The organism is Enterobacter sp. Acro-832 (assembly GCF_011752745.1).
GTDB classification, from domain to species: Bacteria; Pseudomonadota; Gammaproteobacteria; order Enterobacterales; family Enterobacteriaceae; genus Enterobacter; species Enterobacter quasiroggenkampii.
Map to the genome: position 1 here is coordinate 105,905 of NZ_VWWX01000009.1, position 19,047 is coordinate 124,951.

Consider the following 19,047-nt stretch of genomic DNA (forward strand, 5'->3'; position numbering starts at 1 on the left):
GTGAGATACAGCAGTTTATGAGGGCAATTTGTCACAGGGTTAAGGGCTATTTGTCACAGATACAGAAGTGGATTGAGGGTGATTTGTCACACTCAAAGGGCAAATTGTCACACAGATCCTTCTGAAGCCCGCATGGTTAAAGGGCTGAAAGGCACTCTAAAAAGAAAGATCTAAAAAAGATTAAAAAAGATCTTATAAAAATATGCCAGTAGATAAGTGGATAAAGCAGAGTGGGGTATCCATTTAACACCGAGCGTAAGCAGAAATTATCCGTGCAGTTCCCTGGTGCTTCCTCGCTCACTCGCGGGCTTCGCCCTGTCGTTCGGCTGCGGCGAGCACTACTGGCTCTCTCTGAAAGGCGAAATTTAACTGATCCTCGCTATGGGGATATCTTTCCAGCGGGTGGTGTACGCAGGGGAGAGCATATCGCGTTTCATCTGCCATGCAGGCGCAATCCCTCGTCCGGCAAACCAGACCTGTCCCAGACCGGAATGATTAATGCCATCAAGAACCTTCATCAGCTCCGCGCTGTGAGGACGTGGCGGACGTTCGTCGAACAGCTGCAGTTGCGAAACACCGGAGTCGGTGAAGTCATTCAGCATCACACCGGCTTTGGCATACCGGTGGCCATCCTTCCAGATACGCTCCAGAGCCGTTGTAGCGGCTGCAATGATGTCCCGGGTATCCTGAGTGGGGGTAAGCAATTTTTCGGTAGCCACGTTGCCATAGTAAGGCTCTTTAACGGCGAACGGAGACGTTTTGATGAAAACGGAAATATGCCGGCAATACTGGCGCTCTTTACGCAGCTTTTCTGAGGCCCGCTCTGCGTACTGACAGACAGCCTGCCGCAGCGAATCGTATTCAGTGACCTTCTCACCAAAGCTGCGGCTGCAGACTATCTGCTGCTTTGTTGGCGGGGCTTCCTCAAGCGACACGCAGCTTTCTCCGTTTAGTTCGCGCACTGTTCGCTCGAGAACGACGGAGAAATTTTTGCGGATAAAGGTCGGGTTCGTCAGGGCCAGATCGAGCGCGGTTTTGATGCCCAGAACATTGAGCTTGCGTGCAATACGGTTTCCCACGCCCCAGATCTCTTCGACCGGCTGCAGTGAAAGCAGTTTCCGCGTTCGCTGTGGATTCCCCCGGGTGAGTGCGAGCACACCACGAAACTGTTTCCACTCCTTTGAGGCCCACTGGGCTGATTTTGCCAGGGTTTTCGTCGGCCCGGCACCCACGCCGATGGTCAGTCGGGTACAGTCATACACATACTGGCGCAGCTGCCGGCCGAAGTCCTCCAGGTCCATGCAGTGCTCAACGCCGGTCAGGTCGAGGAACATCTCGTCAATCGAATACTGTTCCACCCTGGGGGCCAGCTCCTCCAGGCAGTTCATGACGCGCGCTGACATCGAGGCATAAAGTTCATAGTTGCTTGAGAACGCGTATATTTTTTCCGGGTACCTTTCGTTTTTCATCTGAAACCACGGCGTGCCCATTTTGATCCAGGGCTTTGACTCGGCACTTCTTGCGATTACGCAGCCATCGTTATTACTGAGCACTACAACCGGCTTTCCTTTCAAATCCGGGCGGAAAACACGTTCGCAGCTGGCATAAAAGCTGTTCACATCGGCCAGGGCAAACATCAGTACATCTCCCTCGGGCGGTGGATGATGTGCGTGACGACGCCAAAGATATCCAGATCGTCCGGGTCGGGATAAATCGGCAACCAGGCGGCGTTCATGGGCTGCAGCGTCAGTCGTGGCGTCAGCAGCAGCCGTTTGACCGTAAACTCCCCCTGCACGCTGGCCACAACAATATCGCCGTGCTGCGGCTTCTCTGCACTGTCCACAACCAGCAGATCGCCATTGTACAGGCTGCCGTCGGACATACTGTCACCGCTGGCGCGAAGGTAGTAAGTCGCGCTCGGATGCCGTATGCAGTAATCATGGAGATCCAGGTCAGACTCGACGTAGTCAGCTGCAGGGCTGGGAAAACCGCAGCTGGCCAGGTCTGCAAACAACGGATGGGCCTGTGGCGGGAGTTCTTTCCCGGTGCTGAAAAGCTGCAGTTTCATCTTTCCTCCTGACGTCTAAATATACTGGTTATGCATACAGTATATTTAACAGCGTGAGGATAATCCAGATCGCCTGCGCCATGAACAGAGTGAGTACCCTAAGCTACTCAAAATGTTCGGTAATATCATTTTGATTATTTTGTTTTGCTCACAATGAGAAACAAGGCTTTTATTTTTCCATTCTGCTCTTATAATGTGTATCAAATTGAGTTTAATTGACGGAGCATAATGATGAATATTTACTGCGATGATGGTTCAACTAATGTTAAGCTGGCATGGTTTGAAGGAAACGAGCTGCAGACCCGGATTTCTGCTAACTCCTTCCGGCATGGCTGGAAAGTGGCGGAGTTCAGTGCCGCAACGTTCAACTATCAGGTGGGCGGGCAGAAATACACCTGGGACAGCGTCAGCCGGGATGCCATCCCGACAACAAACGTGGAATATCAGTACGGTGATCTCAACCTGCTGGCCGTGCATCATGCGCTGCTGAACAGCGGACTTGAGCCGCAGCCGGTGAGCCTGACCGTGACGCTGCCCCTGAGCGAGTATTATGACGGGGACTGCCAGCGGAACGAGGAGAACATCCGACGCAAACGGGAAAACCTGATGCGTGAGCTGGTTCTGAATAAGGGCAGGGCATTTACCGTCACGGACGTAAAGGTGATGCCGGAATCACTGCCGGCGGCGTTCTCCCGTCTCGCGGAGCTGGAGCCCGGACCCGCTGAGACCACCCTGATTATCGATCTCGGCGGAACCACGCTCGATGCCGGCGTGATTGTCGGACAGTTTGACGATATCAGTGCGGTACACGGCAATCCGTCTGTCGGCGTGTCACAGGTCACCCGCGCAGCTGCAGGCGCGCTGCGGGCGGCAGACAGCGAAACCAGCGCGCTTATTGCTGACACGGTCATCCGCAACCGCAATGATCGTCAGTATCTGCAGCGTGTGATCAACGATGCCGGAAAAATCGACGATGTTCTGAACAAAATTACAGAGGCAATCACTTCCCTGGGCGCGCGTGTCACCAGTGAGCTGACGGCCTTCAGGAACGTTAACCGGGTATTCCTGGTCGGGGGAGGGGCATCCCTCATTGAAGAGGCTATCCGTCAGGCCTGGCCTCTGGCTCCTGACCGTATCGAGGTTATAGGCGATCCGCAGCTGGCGCTGGCCAGAGAGATTGCCCTTTACAATAAAGAGGACTAAACGTGCCGGACGGCCAGTATTCTTTCTATCTGCACAGCGACGATCGCACCGACATCGCGGCGATGGCGACCATCAGCACCATCTCACAGCCCCTGCGCGGTGACTTCATCCGGACCGCCGCCACCGCTGGGGCGGTGATGTACCAGACGGATGCCCGTTTACCGGCGCTGATACCGGTGTTCTTTGACGGGCATTTGAGCGCCATCCGGCTTTGCGCCGTGATGGCCCTGGTCTCCGGCTCCTGGTCTTCTCTTTCCGGACTTCCTGATGAGTCGGAGGGCGGTGTGGCCGCGCTGGCCATGTCACCGGAGACGAAATATCAGCGCCGGCGTTACACCCTGACGCTTCTGGATGACCGGAGCAGTGAACGGGTTGAGCGTGTGCTGACGGGGGTGTCATCGCGCCTGCGCGGAGAACTGCTGAGAAACCTGATTATCACCGGTCTGGCCCTGCATACGACCGCGCCGGAGCTGCCGCGTCTGCTGGCCAGCATGCCGGTACCGCCCGGCACGGTCAGCGAGCTGCAGGTTCTGGTTCGGCAGATGGCCGGTACGGCTGGCGTGAGTAAAGCTGTAGTACCGGAGAAACCAGCAGAGCCTGCCGTACCGGTAACCGATGAAGCGACCAGGATAAAGAAAAATATGCGACGGGCGTTCGGAGACTAAAACATGTCAGTGATTAAACAGAAAGCAGAGCAGTGCATTCATACCTTTCTCCGTGCCCGGAACGTGCCTGAATCTCAGTGGCCGGAACGGGTAAAAAAGATCGGCAGGGGAATGATACTGGCAGGTGTTGCCGTCGTGGTTCCCGGTGTTCTGGTTGATAATATCTCCCTGCCGGTGACAATTGCGATGCAGGTCTGCTACGCCTCGCTGATCGGCCTCGGTGTTCTCCTGGCGTTTGACGATAAAAAGCCGAAGAACCGATCCTGAGCAGGAACATCATTCAGAATGGTAACCAGACAGCCCGGGATGGACTGATGCAAAAGGTTAAGAGAACGAGGCTGACGCTGGCGCTGGCGGAGGCCAGCGAGCTGTTGAACTGTCAGGAAATAAAGGAGATGAACAACAATGAGGAGGACAAATGAAGTGTAATACTGCAATTTTGTTTGTGGCGCTCACACTGGCAATACCCGGTGCGGTGAATGCCGCAGCCACAGTGGCGGTTCTTGACCAGATGGCCACGAAAAAGCAAAAGGAACGTGAAGACCAGCTCGAAGCCGTGGAACGTGATGCTTTAGCACAGCCAGATGCATGGAAAGCATATCTACAGGTGTCTGACGCAGTGCCTGCTGATGCCCCCATCATGCTGCAAAACCGCTACCGCAGCCTCGCCATTTCACTGGCACTGAAGGCTGCAATGGCCTGTTCGTCAGACGCTCTCAAGCTTCTCGAGCGTAACGACGTGATAGAGTTTCGCGTACTCCGATCATCGTTAGTCTCAGCCTGCAGAACAGCTAAATAAGAGAGCTGCTGAGAAACCTGATTATTACCGGTCTGGCCCTGCAAACGACCGCGCCAGAGCTGCCGCGTTTGCTGGCCAGCATGCCGGTACCGCCCGGCACGGTCAGCGAGCTGCAGGTTCTGGTTCAGCAGATGGCCGGTACGGCTGGCGTTTAACGAGAAAAAAACAAAGGGGCGGGGATGAATATGAATATGAACATTAACCTGAAGGAAACAGTATGAAGCTTGAAGAACTGTCAGGAGACGAACGCACACTGGTTATTGTGGCACTGCAGGCGCTGCACCGTGAGAGACTGACCGCATCAAATGCTGTCTTTACGGTTTGTAGTCTGGCCGGAAAAGAGCAGCCGCCGGAAGATATTTTTGGGCTGCGTGAAGTTCAGGATGCACTAAGACGTATTGGTGCAGCTCCTCATAGATAAAGAATGTTTCGTCGTTATCCTGTCGGCGGGTAAGTTGGTCAGGATAGTTCATCTGCCCGGAACAATAGTTCCTGGAGAAAGTTAATATGAGCGATTTTCCTTTTGACTGTACGACTGATCCTGTAGAGACCGAGGTATTCCAGGCTCTTGCGGGTTATAAAATGGCGCTGATCAACGCGCATTACCGTAATTTCTGGCACCGGTTTTTATGCAAACTTAAGGATGAAGAGGCTCTGAAAAATGAGCGTATACTCGTGATTCAGGAGAAACTGTGTCGGGTTGTTGTCAATAAAAGTCCGGAACACATCCAGGCGTTAAAAAGAATAAGTGATGAACAGTCAGACGCAGCCAGATTAAAGGATAAATTCAGCAATCTGATTGATACATCATGCCAGTCTGCGAAGTCGGGTATCGGCCACGTGAAAAGGCGTTGAAAAAAAGGACACCATCCGGGGAGGGGGTGTCCTGAAGTCATGCAATTCGATACAGGCGAAAACCCTTCAGATGTTTTCGGCGCTGATAATCACACAATCACTTCGCACTTTCACCTGCCATATATCCGACTCAAAAAAAAGACGTCTCCGGTCGGGGACGTCCTGAAATCGAAGGCACACATGTCAGATAACGGCGCGAATCCATTATCAGCGTGCATTCTGCCATACCCTCACGGACTCATCAGCTACCAGAACCGGTAACAAAGGATGTCGGTTTCCTCCGCCTTATTGCCGCCAGCCGGCGGCGTGTTCAACGCCGTGCCTTCACGCTAACCCGGCCGCTGCGGTCGCAAGGGTTCACGTTGTCTCCGTCCTCACCCGTTCGCACCTTTCACGGTGCATTCAGCCCGTGAAAGGCTTGCGCTGCGGCTTGCGGCGTCGCCCCTGCGCCCTCCGCTTTCCGCCGGGTTTTTGTGGCGGCACGGCGCAACAGGGTGCCGCATATCAGAGAGGAGTGTGTCTATGTCCCGTTTTATTCTGGGTGACTGCGTGCAGGTGATGTCCCGTTTTCCGGCGCGTGCCGTCGATTTTATTCTTACCGATCCGCCGTATCTGGTTGGCTATAAGGATCGTACCGGCCGCACCCTGGCGGGGGACAACTCTGCCGAATGGCTCCAGCCCGCCTGTCATGAAATGTACCGCGTGCTGAAAAATGACAGCCTCATGGTGAGTTTCTATGCCTGGAACCGCGCGGATCTGTTTCTGAATGCGTGGAAAGCGGCCGGCTTCCGGGTGGTTGGCCATATCGTCTTTGCCAAGAGCTACGCCTCAAAATCGACGTTCGTGGGTTACACACATGAGAGCGCCTACCTGCTGGCGAAGGGGAGGCCGCAAACCCCGGACCGTCCTGTCCCGGACGTGATCCCCTGGAAATACACGGGCAACAGACACCATCCGACGGAGAAGCCGGTGCAGAGCCTGCGACCGCTGATCGAATCGCTCACGCGCCCGGGGGCTATTGTCCTTGACCCGTTCGCCGGCAGCGGCTCCACCTGCGTGGCCGCCGCCGAAGCCAGCCGCCGCTATATCGGGATCGAGATGCTTGAGCAGTACCACGCCGCCGGCGTCCGACGTCTGGCACAGGTTGAACGGGCGAGAAGGATGCCGGCGGCCAATGACGGCGCGTTTTACCCTGACTGGCCGGAGGCGGCATGAACTACCCGGGCCTTGAGCACCTGCGCGCGGACGTGGCCGCGCTCAGCAATGCCATGTGTGACGTGCGGATGCTGCTGAACCGCCTCGAATCGCAGCACCGGCACGACGCGGCAACGCTTACCGAACGTATGGCAGCGCAGACCCTGCGCCGTATCAACACCCTGCTTCTTGAAGCCTACCGCGAAGCTCTGGTGCTGGACGAAACCTTTCAGGACTGACTGACCCTGCCGGGCTGATGCCCGGCATGTAACCCCTTACAAGAGAGAAAAAACGATGTACGGAACCCGCGAAGAACTTTGTGTACAGCTTGAAAACATGTTCACCTTTGACGAACCCCTGGTCCTGCTGGTCTGGACGGAAGAAGGGATTAGCGTGGCCTGCCGTGAAGCCCAGCCAGAACCGGACGGGACTGAAATCCGGAATCTGATGAAGGCGATCGGCGAAATGAAAATGACGCAATACCGTCAGGAGGGGATAAATCATCAGACTATCAGCGATCTCCTGGCCCGTCAGCGCGAAGCGGCAAACCGTCAGGTGAGTGTTCCGGCGGTACTCCTGTCCCGCGTCCTGCGTAACTATGAATGCGAGCTGGAAAACCGGATCGGTATGGCCTGGGAAGCCGGGCGGCAGGAGCCTGAATCTGTCAGGGATGAGCTGAATAACGTTCGCGCCCTACAGGAGGCGCTGGCCGCCTGAGAGAACGCCGGGGTAACGCCCCGGCAACCGGTGGCCATCCACTGCGAATAAGGATGTCAGTGCCTTCCGCTTCTATCCGCCGCTGCCCTCCGGGCAACGTCGGGACAATGAAACTCACCTGAAGCTCCGTGCGGTGACGGCATGCGCCGTGACTTCACTGTAGCCCGGCCGCATCGGCCACAAGGGTTCGCTGACGCCTCCGTCCTCACCCGTTCGCACCCTTCACGGTGCATTCAGCCCGTGAAGGCTTTGCGCTGCGGCTTGCGGCGTCGCCCCTGTGTCCTCCGCTTTTCGCCGGTCTGTCGTGTCGTCACGGCGATGCCGGAACCGAGAATATGTTAACCGTGGAGGATCTATGAACCAGACCGTGACCTGTGATGCTGTTCGTCTTGAGGGTGCGCAGCGCCTGACTTTCCTGCCTGATTTGTTTGGCGGCGATTTTATGACGTCCGAGGCATCCGTGTACGCCTATGCCCAGCGTTACTGCCCTGAGTATCAGGGGGGATTCTGGCAGTTTTACCGGCTGCCGGAAGGTGGCGGATATATGGCGCCTGACGTGGAGAGTCTGACCCTGTGCAATCCGGACAACTGGTTTGAGCAGACTGTCAGCGGGGAAGTGGCGGGGATCATCCTCACGGCGCTGGTACTGAATCACCGGAGCTGGCACCACAGCAACCATGACCATGAGGAGCTGTGCCGCCACTTCTGCCGCCGTTATGAGCAGCTTATGGCATTTGCTGATACCCATCCGGAAAGCGCCACGATCTGGCGTGCCCTTGACTGACTGACCACGGGCGGCGATGCCGCCCGACTAAAGGAGAAAAACATGATTGGTACAGCAAAAGAGATCGCCATCGAAATGCTGCGTGATGACGATAATGACGGCGAGAAATTTGTATTCGCCAGCTGGAGCCGGAACGATATTCGCGGTCTCTGCATTGACTGGGATCTCAGTGATGAAGAGATCGACGTGGTGATGGAAAGACTGGAGGCAGAGCTGTATCCCTCCGGATGTGTCCCTCTCATCTACAACATTGTTGAGATGATGGTGGAAGAAAAACGGAAACACCGTAATGTCACCATTCCGGCTGCGGCGCTTGCGGTGGTGATGCAGCTTGCAGGGAAGGAAATGGAGCGTATCGCTGTATGCGCGGAGGATGGAGGCGGATCAGCGGCAGAAACCCTGAAAGAAGAAAACGACGTCATGATGAGCCTGCGCGCTGCGCTCGAGGCCTGACAGAGAAGCCGGAGGCATTGCCTCCGGAAACAGAACAAAAGGAGAACACCATGCAACTGTCACCGGAAACCCGCAACATCCTGCGCCAGTATAAAACGCTCATCAACGAGCGACGTCGTGAATCAGGACTCAGCCCCGTAACCACAGCGAAAGTGCTGGATGAGATCTGCGAATCGGCTACCCGCCAGTGCGCCGTCTATCTTTGCGGCCACTTCATTCTCCAGGGCAGTCAGGGGGATGGAAAGTAAATAATCCGGGCGGGGCATAGGCGCCGCCTGTTCGCGCGCGAAAACCCAGTCATCCCTTCGGGCTGACGGGGCGGCAAGGCCATCGCCTGCGGCGCTGCCCCCTCCCGCCCCTGGTGTAAGTCAGGAGAAATGCAGAGGAATGGCATTGTGGGGGCAAATTGTCACGGATACGGTCCTGCGTGGCGTGGCGTGGCGTGGCGTGGCGTGGCGTGGCGTGGCGTGGCGTGGCGTGGCGTGGCGTGGCGTGGCGGCTCTGAAACCCGATCAGCAAATTCTCTGAAAACACCAGAATCCCACTTCTGGCCCCCTTCGGCTCCCGGCCAGCGCTGCTGTCCGCTCGTCGAGCCCCACTCCGCCAGGGCGGCCGCTGCGCACCCGCCGGGCTCCGCCGAACCCCTGCGGGTTTCGGGCTGACGCTAGGGTCTGATGGCGAAGGTCAAGGGCTGCGGCTTCTCCGGCCGTGCCGTCCGGAACGCCTTCACCGCGCCGGCTGATGCCGTCGCTTTAATGGCGCCACGCCGTTCCGACGTGTCGGGTGTGTGCATCCTGTTCCCCCGGTGAAGCCATCCCCCGTGTGTCCTCAAGCGGAGGGCTGCTTGTAGCACCGTCGGGTCGTCATCCAAGGGGTGAAATGCACTCCGCCAAAACTTTTTGCGTGCCGCAAAAACTTTAGTCTCCGCCCCTTTCCTTCCGCCCTTCGCCGTTGCTCCTTTGCCCTTTGCCGCGAGAGAACTCACCAGGGAGATGGACAACCATCACCACAGGAGAAAACCAGGATGCACACACGAAACGTCAACGTCAAAACCGCCGCTCAAGAATCTTCCAGGAAGATGGGGGAAGAACAAACCCCTGTTTCTGTCGCACGGGAGTGGGTGGCTCAGGCCACTTCGCTGAAAGCGGGGGTCACCGTCACTCTGTCCGATGTGTCCCGATACGGCGACGTTCAGGTGGAGATCCGCACCAACGGAACGCTTAACTGGCACGCCTGGTCGTTTGAACCGGATTTTCTTTTGGAACTGAAACGCAACCTGCAATACGTGCAGCTTTAACCGTAGGCCGGATGTCCGGCCTTAACCCAGAGAAGGAGGAAACATGCAGAACCTTAACACCCGTCCGGCGACCCGTAAGGTCGGGCAGAGCACCGAAATCGTGAAGCTGCTGCGCATTCAGGCCAGCGACACCCACGTGGTCGAGTTTGACAACGTGGACACCCGATTTAATGACTGCAACAACTGGCAGGTGATGGCAGGAGGCAAACGAGTCCTGTTCAGCAACCGCATGTATGAGCGTTTTTCAGATGTGAAATCGGGGATCGTGGCAACGATCAACGTGTGTGAAAACAGCGGCAGTGTAACGGATAAAGCGATGCTCGAAGGGGCAAAAATCATGATGCAGATTCTTGATGGCTATCCGTCCTTTGCAGCACTGGCAGCACACCCGAAACGCATTACCGGTTAACCGAGTGCCGTGACCGGATCGCACTCCGGCCACGGCTAACCACAACTATCACTGAGAGGTAAAAATCATGGTCGCCACCAATACTACGGCAAAAAAACCAGCCAGGAACCCCCGTAAGACAATATCTGCGGAAAAAATCGCGCAGTCTACCGAGCAGAAGCTCGTCCAGCTGCTCGCTGATACGCCCGTGCAAATCTTCCCGTATTCCCGCCTGTCACGCACTGACTTAAACACGCGCATCATTCCGCATACCGATCAGGAAGTGGAAGAGATGGCCGACAGCATTCAGGCAATGGGCATCCTCCAGAACCTGATCGGTGCAGAACTGCCGGACGGTACGATCGGCATTGTCGGCGGGGAAGGTCGCCGCAGAGGCACAGGCATTCTGGTGATGCGCGGTGTGCTCGATGCAGACACGCCGTTTGTTCCGGTGAAAGTCCTGCCCGTTGAGATGGCTGTGGCGGCCTCGATGATCGAGAATGGTCGACGTAAAAACATGCATCCCGCCGAGCAGATTATCGGTTTTCGTACCCTTCAGCAGGAAGGTAAAACGGCCTCTCAGATCGGCGCACTGATGGGCTATCACCCGCGCCACGTTCAGCGCTGCCTGAAACTGGCGAATCTTGCCCCCTCCCTGCTGGATGCACTGGCGCGGGATGAAATCTCCCTTGAACAGTGTGAAGTCCTGACACTTGCTGATACCCATGAGCGTCAGGAGCAGGTCTGGAAAGAGGCTGTTGTACAGTGGCGCGATCCTGCTGTACAGACTCTGCGCAAAATGGTGACCGACGACAAGATGGCCATCAGTCACCCGATGTTTGAGTATGTGGGCGAGGAAGCCTATACCGCCGCTGGCGGTACGCTGACTGCCGACCTGTTCAGCGACAAGGACAGCACCTTTGCCGATGCGGCGCTGGTGAAATCCCTGCTGGCTGGCAAGCTCACTGTACTCGCTGCCCGCGTTAAGCAGGAGCAGGGCTGGGGCTGGGCTGAGTTCCGTATGACGGAACTACGCTTCAGCGGTGAGGACAGAGAACTGTACCGTTTTGCCATGCCGAAAGCTGTCCTGACGGAAGAAGAACAGAAGCGCGTCAGTGAACTGGAAGAACAAAGGGACGCTACTGAAACCTACGATGACGAATACGAGCTTCAGCAGCAGATCGATGACATTTACTGCGAGGCGCAGTACCGCGAAGCCACGCCGGAATTTCGCGCCGCGCACGGTATCTGGGTGTCATGGGATGGTAACAATTTTCGGGTTCAGCCAGGTATCCGCAAGCTGACCGACGAAGACCGGGCAGCTGAAGAACAGGCGCGTCAGGAGCGTGAAAGCAATGTGATCAGACACACCACGCCTGAAATTCCCGCCGACGCTTATCCGGCAACGCTGGTAAAAGCCATGTCAGCAGAACGTACTCTGGCTGTTCAGGCCGAACTGGCGGGTCGTCCCGACGTGTCGGTGGCGCTGCTGACGTGGACACTGTGCCTCAGTATGTTTGACCGCACCCACGGTAAACGCAGCGAACCGCTGAAAGCCTCCGTGTCCTCGAATCAGTATCACCTTGCATCACTGGCTCCATCCGGTGAAGAAGGGAAGGCGCTGACGGCGCTCAATGCACAGAAAAAAGCGCTTCAGGCAACGCTGCCAGAAAACTGGCATCTCGATTTCACCTGGCTGCTGTCATGGTCAGCAGAGCAGGTGAACACCCTGCTGGGATTCTGTGCGGCGCACGGTATCAACGGCATTCAGGAACGCCTGTATAACCGCACGGACACCAGTGAACTGGACGCGTTGGAAGCGGCGCTGGAATTTGACCTGCGCAAGTGGTGGCAACCGGGTGCAGAGAGCTACTTCGGCAAGCTTACCATCGCCCAGATCGGCAAAGCCTACGAAGAAGCCGGACTGAGTACCCGCGCCGGAGAGATTGTGAAGCTCAAGCGCCGCGATGCGGCAAAGGCCGCCGAACAGGATCTGAATGCTCAGGGCTGGCTGCCTGACTGGATGGTGCGCCCTGCGCCAGCCGCCGAGGCTGAAGAAGCCACTGAATCCGACGCTGACACCACTGACCACGCTGCTTAATACCGGAGGCCGCCGCCTTCGGGCGGCGGGAACAGACATGACCATGCAATATGACCTGAACCGAATCAACACCCTGACCGCCACAGACCTGGAGTTTATCCGTCAGCAGGGCGAGGACGCGCGCCGCGCCCTCAGCGATGCCGTGACCGGCCTTCTGTCGACACCTGAAGGATGGTGCGTCTGCGCCGAGTTCCGCACCGAGTTCGGCGGCTTCTTCCCCGTCCAATGCCGCTTCAGTGAGGACGGCAGCGATGACTGGCATCTGTGCGTGTGTAGCCCCGGCGAAGTCTCGCCTTACTGGCTTCTGGTGCTGCTCTCCTCCGGCGGTGAAGTGGTGCGTACCCTTTACCAGAGCGACACGCTCCAGCCTGACCGGATAAATAAGCTGATCGCGCAGCTGGCGGGTATGCGCCGCTTTAACTGCACAGCCAGCACCGTGGTGAACCTGATGAGCGTGGAGGTGACAGCATGATCCCGTCCTCACACGCGCTCGTTTCCCTGAAGCCCGCCCGTCAGGCTGCAATTCAGGCTATCAGCCATGTTGAGTCTGCCCGCGAACGCGGAGCACGACTGCCCGCCATGCCGTATGTGCGTACCTTTCTGCGCTTGCTCACGGGCAGCGGACGCCTCAACGCCACGGTGGCCAATAAAATACCTGGCCTGCACTGGGTGCCAAATAACCGTCATTCGAACCTGAAACAGGTCGAGGAAGCGCTTAATACGATGATTGCCACCAGTGGCGAAGCCTGCCCGCTACCGCTCACGATTGACGTGCAGGCCGAGCTATTCCCTGAAGTCATGCACACCCGCACGGGGCGACGGCTGCACAGGTCCGGCATTAAGACCACGCGTCAGCTTCGCCGCCAGTCCCGTGAGTACGAACAGCGCTGGAAACTGCGCCAGAACCTGCTGGAGCAGGCGAAAATAGACCTGAATTTTCAGTCACCGGAAACCGTCTGCACCTGGTACACCCGGTGGAGCGACGAGTTTGACGCGGCAGAGCTTGCTGCACCGTTCTGGCGCTGGCAGTCGCGGTTCGCGTCGCTGAAGGAACTTGACTGGCTTCGCATCAGCGGTGAGCCGCTGTATGCAGTGATGTATGAAATCCCGTTTATTGTCCGGGAAACACCTGAGCATGTTCGTGTCGCTGAACGCTGGCAGGTGCCAAATAAGCTGGCTGATCGGAGCGGTGTATGAAGTGGCGCTATTCCCTGTGCTGGAAATTGCCACACAAGCCCTGCCCTGGTCCACTGGAGCTGGTTTCAGTTGTCGTGGAGGCAGGGCAGGCGGCACCTGAAGAGGTAATGTCACGCTGGGTAGCTGGCTCAGGTTACGCTGTATGCGTGGATTTTCTCGGTCAGAAACAGATACAGCGCTGGAGCGATGAACGGAAAGCCGCAGTGAGAAGGCGCAACATGCAGGCACGGATTAATCGTGTTGCCCCTTTGTTTGCCGATGAGTTAATCGAGCGGGAACTGGCAGCGCGTCCGGCGTATTTCAAAGGCAAATCTGCCCGGTGAATCAGATACAATGTTGTCTGACTGCTCAGACAAAACATATAAGGAAAGCAGAATTATGAGGTACTGGTTGCTCGTTATCTTCCTGAACGTGCTGTTCTTTTTAATCGTCAGGCATGCTGCGCCAGAATGGGAAGGCACGACAGGCTATTATGCTGGCCTGTTCATATGCAGTCTGATAGCGATGGTTATCACATGGCGTGATACGCCAGACTGGTTCGATAAAGTCCTGCTCGGCGTAATGAAATACGGAGTTCTGAGTGCCGGGATCATCTTCTTTGTCTGGGGCGTCGGGTACAAGCTGGCATTCTGGGGGCAGGGTAATTCTGATGCCGAATTTGTAAGTGCATTTGACGTCATTTTGCCCAATCTTGCGCTGGTCACGGGCGTAGTGATCGCGGGATGGGGATACCTGAGATATTTCAGGCGATAAGCAGCATAAAGCGTGGATATACCTGGTAAGAAATAGCTCCTGCCCGGTATAATCGACGTGGCGCTTGAGGCTTTTTGCCTCATGACGTGAAGGTGGTTTGTTGCCGTGTTGTGTGGCAGAAAGCAGAAAGCCCCGTAGTTAATTTTCATTAACCCACGAGGCCACCTGTATGCCTAGACAACATCAGGATAGCCTCTTAGATGCCGCAAGGCAAGGAGAAGAAGGCCATGAAACTGCCGCGAAACACCCTGCTCTGGTGCGTATTAATAGTGTGTCTCACACTGCTGATATTCACTTACCTGACACGGAAATCGCTCTGCGAAATCCGGTACAGGGACACGGACAGGGAGGTGGCAGCTTTTATGGCTTACGAATCCGCTAAGTAGCTAACCCCGGCGGGGGGAAACCCCCGCCATTCAGGGGCTGAGACTGTGTGGACATGCCTGAAGCGCCTTTATGAAGGGGTTGCCGGTTCGCCGGTAGCCCCTTTTTCCTTCCCGATGCGACCGCACGCCTGAACTTCCGGGAAGGGCTGTTCCCCTGCGGGGAACGGGGGAAGGGGGACGCGCCTTCGGCGCCGTCCCTCTGCTCCCTCCGCCTTGCCCTATCTCCTGCCTGATTTTGCTTAAGTCAGAGCACCACGAGTTACCTGCCTGTATCTGGCTTCAGCCTGGTTTTCCCTGTGTTCTTCATCCCGGGCGTCATATCCGTCGTCCTGCTGGTTAACTTCCTCAGCTGCAGCTCCGTGGCCATAACCCGAAAACAGGGCAGGGCGATGGCCCCCTTCGGCTCCCGGCCAGCGTTGCTGTCCGGTCGTCGAGCCCCACTCCGCCAGGGCGGCTGCTGACGCACCCGCCGGGCTCCGCCGAACCCGCAAGCGGTTTCGGGCTAACGCTAGGGTCTGATGGCGAAGGTCAAAAGCTGCGGCTTCTCCGGCCGTGCCGTCCGGAACGCCTTCACCGCGCCGGCTGATGCCGTCGCTTTAATGGCGCCACGCCGTTCCGACGTGTCGGGTGTGTGCATCCTGTTCCCCCGGTGAAGCCATCCCCCGTGTGTCCTCAAGCGGAGGGCTGCTTGTAGCACCGTCGGGTCGTCATCCAAGGGGTGAAATGCACTCCGCCAAAACTTTTTGCGTGCCGCAAAAACTTTAGTCTCCGCCCCTTTCCTTCCGCCCTTCGCCGTTGCTCCTTTGCCCTTTGCCGCGAGAGAACTCACCAGGGAGATGGACAACCATCACCACAGGAGAAAACCAGGATGCACACACGAAACGTCAACGTCAAAACCGCCGCTCAAGAATCTTCCAGGAAGATGAGGGGGAAAACCGTGTCGTACACGATCCTCGTCGCTGAGACGAAAAAAAACTCTGAGGAGGAATCGGACGTTCTGGAGTTCAGCAGCCTTGCAGAGCTGAAGAAACTGCGCAGACGCTGCCCCGAAACAATGCGCTGCACCTATTTCTACGCCCTCAGCAGCGGCGTCGATAAACAGTTCCGCCATATCCATGTGGCTGAAGCTGACCACTTCAAACAGTTTGTGCGCCTGATCGAGCGCGAAGGTATCGACATTTAAATCCGGTTCATCCCGTGCGGCAGCCGCCGCACTGAACCTCATCAGACAGGAGCCAGAAACATGAGCGTTAACACCACGACCGCAAAGGCCTGTTCCGGAAATGGGCATATGTCAGCCCCGGAGCCTAAAACAGCCTCTCTAATTGCGATTTATGGCAATGAGGCGAGCTATTCATGGAACGTTCTGGAGGATCTGAAAGCTGCAGGTGCTTCTTATACCCGCAGAAACATTATCGCCGATATGTTCCGCCGTCTGGGCGTTCAGTAACCCGGACTTACCTTTGACCCGATGCGGTGCTGTATAGCAGCTACCGCTCTGAACTAAATCAAACAGGAGCCTGAAAGATGAACGTTAACCCCCCGACCGCTGCACCAATGGCCTTTTTCGTTCCGTCTCATAACGCCGTTTATGACCGCGCAACACAACAGGACGGGCAGTGGGTGACTCAACGTGAAGCTAAAACGTTGGAATCCCTTCGCCGTCTCTATCCGGATGCGGAGCTGATCCCCGCGACTCTGGTACAGGAAAAGCAGAATGACGGCTATCGCCGTCCCTGGGTGGAAATCACCGAGGCCCGCTATATCGACCAGCTGGAAACGTTGCCGCCAGTGGACTGGTGCAGGGGGTATGGTGGGGAGTCGTTCAAGTCGATGGAGTTTACGGGCGGGGACGTGACCGCGATTTTTGTCCGGTATGGCGCGCGTTTCTTTGAGTGCCATGACCTGCACACCCGCCATCACCGGGAGCTGATTGGCGACGTGATCACCCGTTTCTGTCTCGATACGCCGCTGAATTCTGCGCATTAAAAAAGCAGGGTTGCCCCTGCTTTCTCAACGCCGGGTAGCCGCTGCAACGGTGAACCGGCAATCACAACCAAAGTAAGGAGATTGATCGTGAAATTTGACCCGCAAACTGTCGCACAGGCGAAGGCATTTGTAAATGCCCTCCGCGCCGGAAAACGCGCACGCGTCCCCGCGCTGCGCTTCTCACAGTGGCAGCAGTTTCTGTCCGTGATAAATGCCGAAACGGGCTACGCCGCCGAGGCTGACTGTGGTCTGGCCGTCAGCGTCTATCCGGCGCTTGGACTGGCTTAACAGGAGGCGGCCGCCTGCGGGCGGCCGGTAAGGTGAAACCATGTCACAACTGAGTTTTGAATCCCTGTTCCTGGCAGACCAGGCTGATCCGAAGCAGCGGGCTTCCGCTCCTGTCCGGGTGCAGTCCCCAGCTGAGGCTCGTAAGCAGTTCGCCAGTGTGTTCCGTCAAACCGCTAAATATATGCGCCGTTCCGAAGTGTTCCGCGACTTTATCACCCTGGCCGCCAGTGGGCTTGATATAGCGAGCATACGTTCGCCAGAAAGCATCGAAAACAGCCGACGAATCTGCGGGCGGTATCAGCCGGACGATTTAGACGCCATGAGACAGCTGTTCTGCCTGTTGGTGGAGGGGCTGGCGGGTGAAATGCATGATTTTCTGGGCGCACTGTATATGGAGCATGAGCTGGGCGCGGACGAAATGGGGCAGTATTTCTCTCCGTCCTCCATCTCCCGCCTGATGGCCGGACTACTCATGCCCGGCGCTCAGGAGACGATAAAGCGTGAGGGTTGGATGACGCTAGATGAGCCTACTTGTGGTAGCGGCGGGATGGTTATTGCCTTTGCATACTGGATGGCTGAGGCGGGATATAACCCCTCAGAACAGCTGTATGCCACCTGCACAGATATCGATCCGATGGTGGCTGATATGGCCTTTATCCAGCTGTCACTGCTGGGTATCCCTGCGAAAGTCGTGACCGGTAATACGCTGACCCTGAAAGCAAACCGCGTGCGTTATACCCCCGTTTATTACTTCAATGACTGGCAGGGACGTCTGGAGTTTCGCAGTCGTTTCGAAGCTATGAAAAACTTTCTGGCCACAGTGGCCGCCTGACTGACAGAGCGGCAGGGCAGACCTGCCGCAGGGAGAGAGAAAATGATGAGCAACACACTGAACGCTGTTCCGGCCACCGTGCTGGAGACGATGGCAGAACGCCTGCAAGGCCAGGCTGAACCGATAAAAATCCGCAGCAACGATGATCACGCCGCGCTGGCTGCAGATGTGCTCTGGAAATTTGCCCGTAAAACCGGGCTGAACAGGGAAAGCGAAAGCGTGCAAACTGTCATCACGGATTTTCTGGCCAATCTGCTGCACCTCTGCGAACAGTGCGAGCCGGACGGGGCTGGCATTGAGGGATTTAATGTCCTGCTGAATATGGCCATGATGCACTATGAGCAGGAAAACGGAGGTGACAGCGAAGAACCGATCTGATCGGAAATCCTGGCCCCGGTGCATATCATCGGGGTAACCGCAAAAAACTCTACCCCTTCGGGGTAAACGGGGAGGGCGAAAGCGCCTCCGGCGCTCCTGCCGTTCCCCGTTGCTGTGCTTCACTCCTTCCCTGCGATCATAACCGGCATCCTGCTGGTTAACTTTCTCAGCTGCAGCTCAGTTATGGACATAACCCGAAAACAGGGCAGGGCGATGGTCCCCTTCGGCTCCCGGCCAGCGCTGCTGTCCGGTCGTCGAGCCCCACTCCGCCAGGGCGGCTGCTGCGCACCCGCCGGGCTCCGCCGAACCCCTTCGGGTTTCGGGCTGACGCTAGGGTCTGATGGCGAAGGTCAAAGGCTGCGGCTTCTCCGGCCGTGCCGTCCGGAACGCCTTCACCGCGCCGGCTGATGCCGTCGCTTTAATGGCGCCACGCCGTTCCGACGTGTCGGGTGTGTGCTTCCTGTTCCCCCGGTGAAGCCATCTCCCGTGCGTCCTCACGCGGAGGGCTACTTGTAGCACCGTCGGGTCGTCATCCAAGGGGTGAAATGCACTCCGCCAAAACTTTTTGCGTGCCGCAAAAACTTTAGTCTCCGCCCCTTTCCTTCCGCCCTTCGCCGTTGCTCCTTTGCCCTTTGCCGCGAGAGAACTCACCAGGGAGATGGACAACCATCACCACAGGAGAAAACCAGGATGCACACAC

29 protein-coding genes and 2 pseudogenes are annotated in these 19,047 nt (G+C 56.9%); 29 read left to right on the plus strand and 2 right to left on the minus strand.

Features of this window, described 5'->3' with window-relative positions; genetic code table 11:
- Nucleotides 1–365 precede the first annotated feature (365 nt).
- Both F3J31_RS21690 and umuD read right to left on the minus strand, forming a co-directional pair.
- Nucleotides 366–1,637 carry a Y-family DNA polymerase gene (locus tag F3J31_RS21690; protein WP_167215438.1) on the minus strand — a complete coding sequence of 424 codons (1,272 nt, stop codon included), beginning with the start codon at nucleotides 1,635–1,637 and terminating at the stop codon, nucleotides 366–368.
- Nucleotides 1,637–2,068, minus strand: a complete 432-nt coding sequence (umuD, locus tag F3J31_RS21695) for a translesion error-prone DNA polymerase V autoproteolytic subunit (protein WP_167215441.1) — start codon at nucleotides 2,066–2,068, stop codon at nucleotides 1,637–1,639. Before umuD ends, F3J31_RS21690 begins: the two co-directional genes overlap by 1 nt.
- A gap of 231 nt (nucleotides 2,069–2,299) precedes the next feature.
- On the opposite strand from umuD, the gene parM reads away from it, so the two are divergent.
- From parM to F3J31_RS21835, 29 genes and pseudogenes are all read left to right on the plus strand, one after another.
- Nucleotides 2,300–3,271 carry a plasmid segregation protein ParM domain-containing protein gene (gene parM, locus F3J31_RS21700; RefSeq protein ID WP_167215511.1) on the plus strand — a complete coding sequence of 324 codons (972 nt, stop codon included), beginning with the start codon at nucleotides 2,300–2,302 and terminating at the stop codon, nucleotides 3,269–3,271.
- A gap of 2 nt (nucleotides 3,272–3,273) precedes the next feature.
- Nucleotides 3,274–3,936 (plus strand): plasmid partitioning/stability family protein, encoded by a 663-nt coding sequence (locus tag F3J31_RS21705; RefSeq protein ID WP_167215444.1) that lies wholly within the window; start codon nucleotides 3,274–3,276, stop codon nucleotides 3,934–3,936.
- 3 nt (nucleotides 3,937–3,939) lie between these two features.
- Nucleotides 3,940–4,203, plus strand: coding sequence for a hypothetical protein (locus tag F3J31_RS21710; protein ID WP_167215447.1), 264 nt, complete (start codon nucleotides 3,940–3,942; stop codon nucleotides 4,201–4,203).
- Nucleotides 4,204–4,354: 151 nt separating this feature from the next.
- Nucleotides 4,355–4,735, plus strand: a complete 381-nt coding sequence (locus F3J31_RS21715) for a hypothetical protein (RefSeq protein WP_167215450.1) — start codon at nucleotides 4,355–4,357, stop codon at nucleotides 4,733–4,735.
- A gap of 2 nt (nucleotides 4,736–4,737) precedes the next feature.
- Nucleotides 4,738–4,887, plus strand: a pseudogene (locus F3J31_RS21720) (plasmid partitioning/stability family protein); the annotation flags it as partial.
- A 65-nt stretch (nucleotides 4,888–4,952) separates the two neighbouring features.
- On the plus strand, nucleotides 4,953–5,156 hold the full coding sequence (locus F3J31_RS21725) for a hypothetical protein (RefSeq protein WP_167215453.1): 204 nt from the start codon (nucleotides 4,953–4,955) through the stop codon (nucleotides 5,154–5,156).
- An 86-nt stretch (nucleotides 5,157–5,242) separates the two neighbouring features.
- Nucleotides 5,243–5,590, plus strand: coding sequence for a hypothetical protein (locus F3J31_RS21730; RefSeq protein ID WP_167215456.1), 348 nt, complete (start codon nucleotides 5,243–5,245; stop codon nucleotides 5,588–5,590).
- A gap of 522 nt (nucleotides 5,591–6,112) precedes the next feature.
- A complete protein-coding gene (locus F3J31_RS21735) occupies nucleotides 6,113–6,805 on the plus strand; it encodes a DNA methylase (RefSeq protein ID WP_045898384.1) in 693 nt (230 codons plus the stop codon).
- Nucleotides 6,802–7,023, plus strand: coding sequence for a hypothetical protein (locus F3J31_RS21740; protein WP_013087144.1), 222 nt, complete (start codon nucleotides 6,802–6,804; stop codon nucleotides 7,021–7,023). Before F3J31_RS21735 ends, F3J31_RS21740 begins: the two co-directional genes overlap by 4 nt.
- 55 nt (nucleotides 7,024–7,078) lie before the next feature.
- A complete protein-coding gene (locus tag F3J31_RS21745; protein WP_167215459.1) occupies nucleotides 7,079–7,501 on the plus strand; it encodes a DUF1380 family protein in 423 nt (140 codons plus the stop codon).
- Nucleotides 7,502–7,856: 355 nt separating this feature from the next.
- Entirely contained in the window at nucleotides 7,857–8,285 is a 429-nt protein-coding gene (locus F3J31_RS21750) for an antirestriction protein (protein WP_008502215.1), read from the plus strand.
- Nucleotides 8,286–8,327: 42 nt separating this feature from the next.
- A complete protein-coding gene (locus F3J31_RS21755; protein ID WP_167215462.1) occupies nucleotides 8,328–8,738 on the plus strand; it encodes a DUF1380 family protein in 411 nt (136 codons plus the stop codon).
- Between the two features lie 50 nt (nucleotides 8,739–8,788).
- Nucleotides 8,789–8,986 (plus strand): hypothetical protein, encoded by a 198-nt coding sequence (locus F3J31_RS21760; protein WP_167215465.1) that lies wholly within the window; start codon nucleotides 8,789–8,791, stop codon nucleotides 8,984–8,986.
- 139 nt (nucleotides 8,987–9,125) lie between these two features.
- Complete coding sequence (locus F3J31_RS21765; RefSeq protein ID WP_154817095.1) at nucleotides 9,126–9,266, plus strand: hypothetical protein; 141 nt, start codon at nucleotides 9,126–9,128, stop codon at nucleotides 9,264–9,266.
- Between the two features lie 496 nt (nucleotides 9,267–9,762).
- On the plus strand, nucleotides 9,763–10,035 hold the full coding sequence (locus tag F3J31_RS21770; RefSeq protein ID WP_167215468.1) for a hypothetical protein: 273 nt from the start codon (nucleotides 9,763–9,765) through the stop codon (nucleotides 10,033–10,035).
- Nucleotides 10,036–10,078: 43 nt separating this feature from the next.
- Nucleotides 10,079–10,444: a hypothetical protein gene (locus tag F3J31_RS21775; protein ID WP_167215471.1), complete on the plus strand. Its 366-nt coding sequence runs from the start codon at nucleotides 10,079–10,081 to the stop codon at nucleotides 10,442–10,444.
- A gap of 67 nt (nucleotides 10,445–10,511) precedes the next feature.
- Nucleotides 10,512–12,524: a ParB/RepB/Spo0J family partition protein gene (locus F3J31_RS21780; protein ID WP_167215474.1), complete on the plus strand. Its 2,013-nt coding sequence runs from the start codon at nucleotides 10,512–10,514 to the stop codon at nucleotides 12,522–12,524.
- Nucleotides 12,525–12,561: 37 nt separating this feature from the next.
- Nucleotides 12,562–12,996, plus strand: a complete 435-nt coding sequence (gene psiB / locus F3J31_RS21785) for a conjugation system SOS inhibitor PsiB (RefSeq protein WP_167215478.1) — start codon at nucleotides 12,562–12,564, stop codon at nucleotides 12,994–12,996.
- Entirely contained in the window at nucleotides 12,993–13,721 is a 729-nt protein-coding gene (locus F3J31_RS21790; RefSeq protein ID WP_167215481.1) for a plasmid SOS inhibition protein A, read from the plus strand. The genes psiB and F3J31_RS21790 overlap by 4 nt, the downstream gene beginning before the upstream one ends.
- Nucleotides 13,718–14,044: a theronine dehydrogenase gene (locus F3J31_RS21795; protein WP_167215485.1), complete on the plus strand. Its 327-nt coding sequence runs from the start codon at nucleotides 13,718–13,720 to the stop codon at nucleotides 14,042–14,044. Before F3J31_RS21790 ends, F3J31_RS21795 begins: the two co-directional genes overlap by 4 nt.
- A gap of 55 nt (nucleotides 14,045–14,099) precedes the next feature.
- On the plus strand, nucleotides 14,100–14,474 hold the full coding sequence (locus F3J31_RS21800) for a hypothetical protein (RefSeq protein ID WP_167215488.1): 375 nt from the start codon (nucleotides 14,100–14,102) through the stop codon (nucleotides 14,472–14,474).
- A gap of 169 nt (nucleotides 14,475–14,643) precedes the next feature.
- A pseudogene (locus tag F3J31_RS23480) lies at nucleotides 14,644–14,793 on the plus strand (DUF5431 family protein); the annotation flags it as partial.
- On the plus strand, nucleotides 14,741–14,860 hold the full coding sequence (locus F3J31_RS23485) for a type I toxin-antitoxin system Hok family toxin (protein WP_223230179.1): 120 nt from the start codon (nucleotides 14,741–14,743) through the stop codon (nucleotides 14,858–14,860). The pseudogene F3J31_RS23480 and the gene F3J31_RS23485, both read left to right, overlap by 53 nt.
- An 868-nt stretch (nucleotides 14,861–15,728) precedes the next feature.
- On the plus strand, nucleotides 15,729–16,043 hold the full coding sequence (locus F3J31_RS21810; protein ID WP_167215491.1) for a hypothetical protein: 315 nt from the start codon (nucleotides 15,729–15,731) through the stop codon (nucleotides 16,041–16,043).
- Between the two features lie 108 nt (nucleotides 16,044–16,151).
- Nucleotides 16,152–16,310, plus strand: coding sequence for a hypothetical protein (locus F3J31_RS21815; RefSeq protein WP_223825186.1), 159 nt, complete (start codon nucleotides 16,152–16,154; stop codon nucleotides 16,308–16,310).
- Nucleotides 16,311–16,387: 77 nt separating this feature from the next.
- A complete protein-coding gene (locus F3J31_RS21820; RefSeq protein ID WP_167215497.1) occupies nucleotides 16,388–16,849 on the plus strand; it encodes a DUF1419 domain-containing protein in 462 nt (153 codons plus the stop codon).
- Nucleotides 16,850–16,936: 87 nt separating this feature from the next.
- Entirely contained in the window at nucleotides 16,937–17,137 is a 201-nt protein-coding gene (locus F3J31_RS21825; RefSeq protein WP_063136927.1) for a hypothetical protein, read from the plus strand.
- Nucleotides 17,138–17,177: 40 nt separating this feature from the next.
- A complete protein-coding gene (locus F3J31_RS21830; RefSeq protein WP_167215500.1) occupies nucleotides 17,178–17,969 on the plus strand; it encodes an N-6 DNA methylase in 792 nt (263 codons plus the stop codon).
- A gap of 42 nt (nucleotides 17,970–18,011) precedes the next feature.
- Complete coding sequence (locus F3J31_RS21835; RefSeq protein WP_059312598.1) at nucleotides 18,012–18,347, plus strand: hypothetical protein; 336 nt, start codon at nucleotides 18,012–18,014, stop codon at nucleotides 18,345–18,347.
- The last annotated feature ends 700 nt before the right edge of the window (nucleotides 18,348–19,047 follow it).

Excerpts from the sequence above, each read along its gene's own strand:
- F3J31_RS21770 (WP_167215468.1), top strand. The coding sequence starts at position 9,763 with ATGCACACACGAAACGTCAACGTCAAAACCGCCGCTCAAGAATCTTCC.
- F3J31_RS21835 (WP_059312598.1), top strand. The coding sequence starts at position 18,012 with ATGATGAGCAACACACTGAACGCTGTTCCGGCCACCGTGCTGGAGACG.
- F3J31_RS21820 (WP_167215497.1), top strand. The coding sequence starts at position 16,388 with ATGAACGTTAACCCCCCGACCGCTGCACCAATGGCCTTTTTCGTTCCG.
- umuD (WP_167215441.1), bottom strand. The coding sequence starts at position 2,068 with ATGAAACTGCAGCTTTTCAGCACCGGGAAAGAACTCCCGCCACAGGCC.
- psiB (WP_167215478.1), top strand. The coding sequence starts at position 12,562 with ATGACCATGCAATATGACCTGAACCGAATCAACACCCTGACCGCCACA.
- F3J31_RS21815 (WP_223825186.1), top strand. The coding sequence starts at position 16,152 with ATGTCAGCCCCGGAGCCTAAAACAGCCTCTCTAATTGCGATTTATGGC.
- F3J31_RS21735 (WP_045898384.1), top strand. The coding sequence starts at position 6,113 with ATGTCCCGTTTTATTCTGGGTGACTGCGTGCAGGTGATGTCCCGTTTT.
- F3J31_RS21810 (WP_167215491.1), top strand. The coding sequence starts at position 15,729 with ATGCACACACGAAACGTCAACGTCAAAACCGCCGCTCAAGAATCTTCC.
- F3J31_RS21730 (WP_167215456.1), top strand. The coding sequence starts at position 5,243 with ATGAGCGATTTTCCTTTTGACTGTACGACTGATCCTGTAGAGACCGAG.
- F3J31_RS21690 (WP_167215438.1), bottom strand. The coding sequence starts at position 1,637 with ATGTTTGCCCTGGCCGATGTGAACAGCTTTTATGCCAGCTGCGAACGT.
- F3J31_RS21790 (WP_167215481.1), top strand. The coding sequence starts at position 12,993 with ATGATCCCGTCCTCACACGCGCTCGTTTCCCTGAAGCCCGCCCGTCAG.
- F3J31_RS21725 (WP_167215453.1), top strand. The coding sequence starts at position 4,953 with ATGAAGCTTGAAGAACTGTCAGGAGACGAACGCACACTGGTTATTGTG.
- parM (WP_167215511.1), top strand. The coding sequence starts at position 2,300 with ATGAATATTTACTGCGATGATGGTTCAACTAATGTTAAGCTGGCATGG.
- F3J31_RS21755 (WP_167215462.1), top strand. The coding sequence starts at position 8,328 with ATGATTGGTACAGCAAAAGAGATCGCCATCGAAATGCTGCGTGATGAC.
- F3J31_RS21750 (WP_008502215.1), top strand. The coding sequence starts at position 7,857 with ATGAACCAGACCGTGACCTGTGATGCTGTTCGTCTTGAGGGTGCGCAG.
- F3J31_RS21780 (WP_167215474.1), top strand. The coding sequence starts at position 10,512 with ATGGTCGCCACCAATACTACGGCAAAAAAACCAGCCAGGAACCCCCGT.
- F3J31_RS21800 (WP_167215488.1), top strand. The coding sequence starts at position 14,100 with ATGAGGTACTGGTTGCTCGTTATCTTCCTGAACGTGCTGTTCTTTTTA.
- F3J31_RS21710 (WP_167215447.1), top strand. The coding sequence starts at position 3,940 with ATGTCAGTGATTAAACAGAAAGCAGAGCAGTGCATTCATACCTTTCTC.
- F3J31_RS21765 (WP_154817095.1), top strand. The coding sequence starts at position 9,126 with ATGGCATTGTGGGGGCAAATTGTCACGGATACGGTCCTGCGTGGCGTG.
- F3J31_RS21740 (WP_013087144.1), top strand. The coding sequence starts at position 6,802 with ATGAACTACCCGGGCCTTGAGCACCTGCGCGCGGACGTGGCCGCGCTC.
- F3J31_RS21745 (WP_167215459.1), top strand. The coding sequence starts at position 7,079 with ATGTACGGAACCCGCGAAGAACTTTGTGTACAGCTTGAAAACATGTTC.
- F3J31_RS21795 (WP_167215485.1), top strand. The coding sequence starts at position 13,718 with ATGAAGTGGCGCTATTCCCTGTGCTGGAAATTGCCACACAAGCCCTGC.
- F3J31_RS21775 (WP_167215471.1), top strand. The coding sequence starts at position 10,079 with ATGCAGAACCTTAACACCCGTCCGGCGACCCGTAAGGTCGGGCAGAGC.
- F3J31_RS21830 (WP_167215500.1), top strand. The coding sequence starts at position 17,178 with ATGTCACAACTGAGTTTTGAATCCCTGTTCCTGGCAGACCAGGCTGAT.
- F3J31_RS21715 (WP_167215450.1), top strand. The coding sequence starts at position 4,355 with ATGAAGTGTAATACTGCAATTTTGTTTGTGGCGCTCACACTGGCAATA.
- F3J31_RS21760 (WP_167215465.1), top strand. The coding sequence starts at position 8,789 with ATGCAACTGTCACCGGAAACCCGCAACATCCTGCGCCAGTATAAAACG.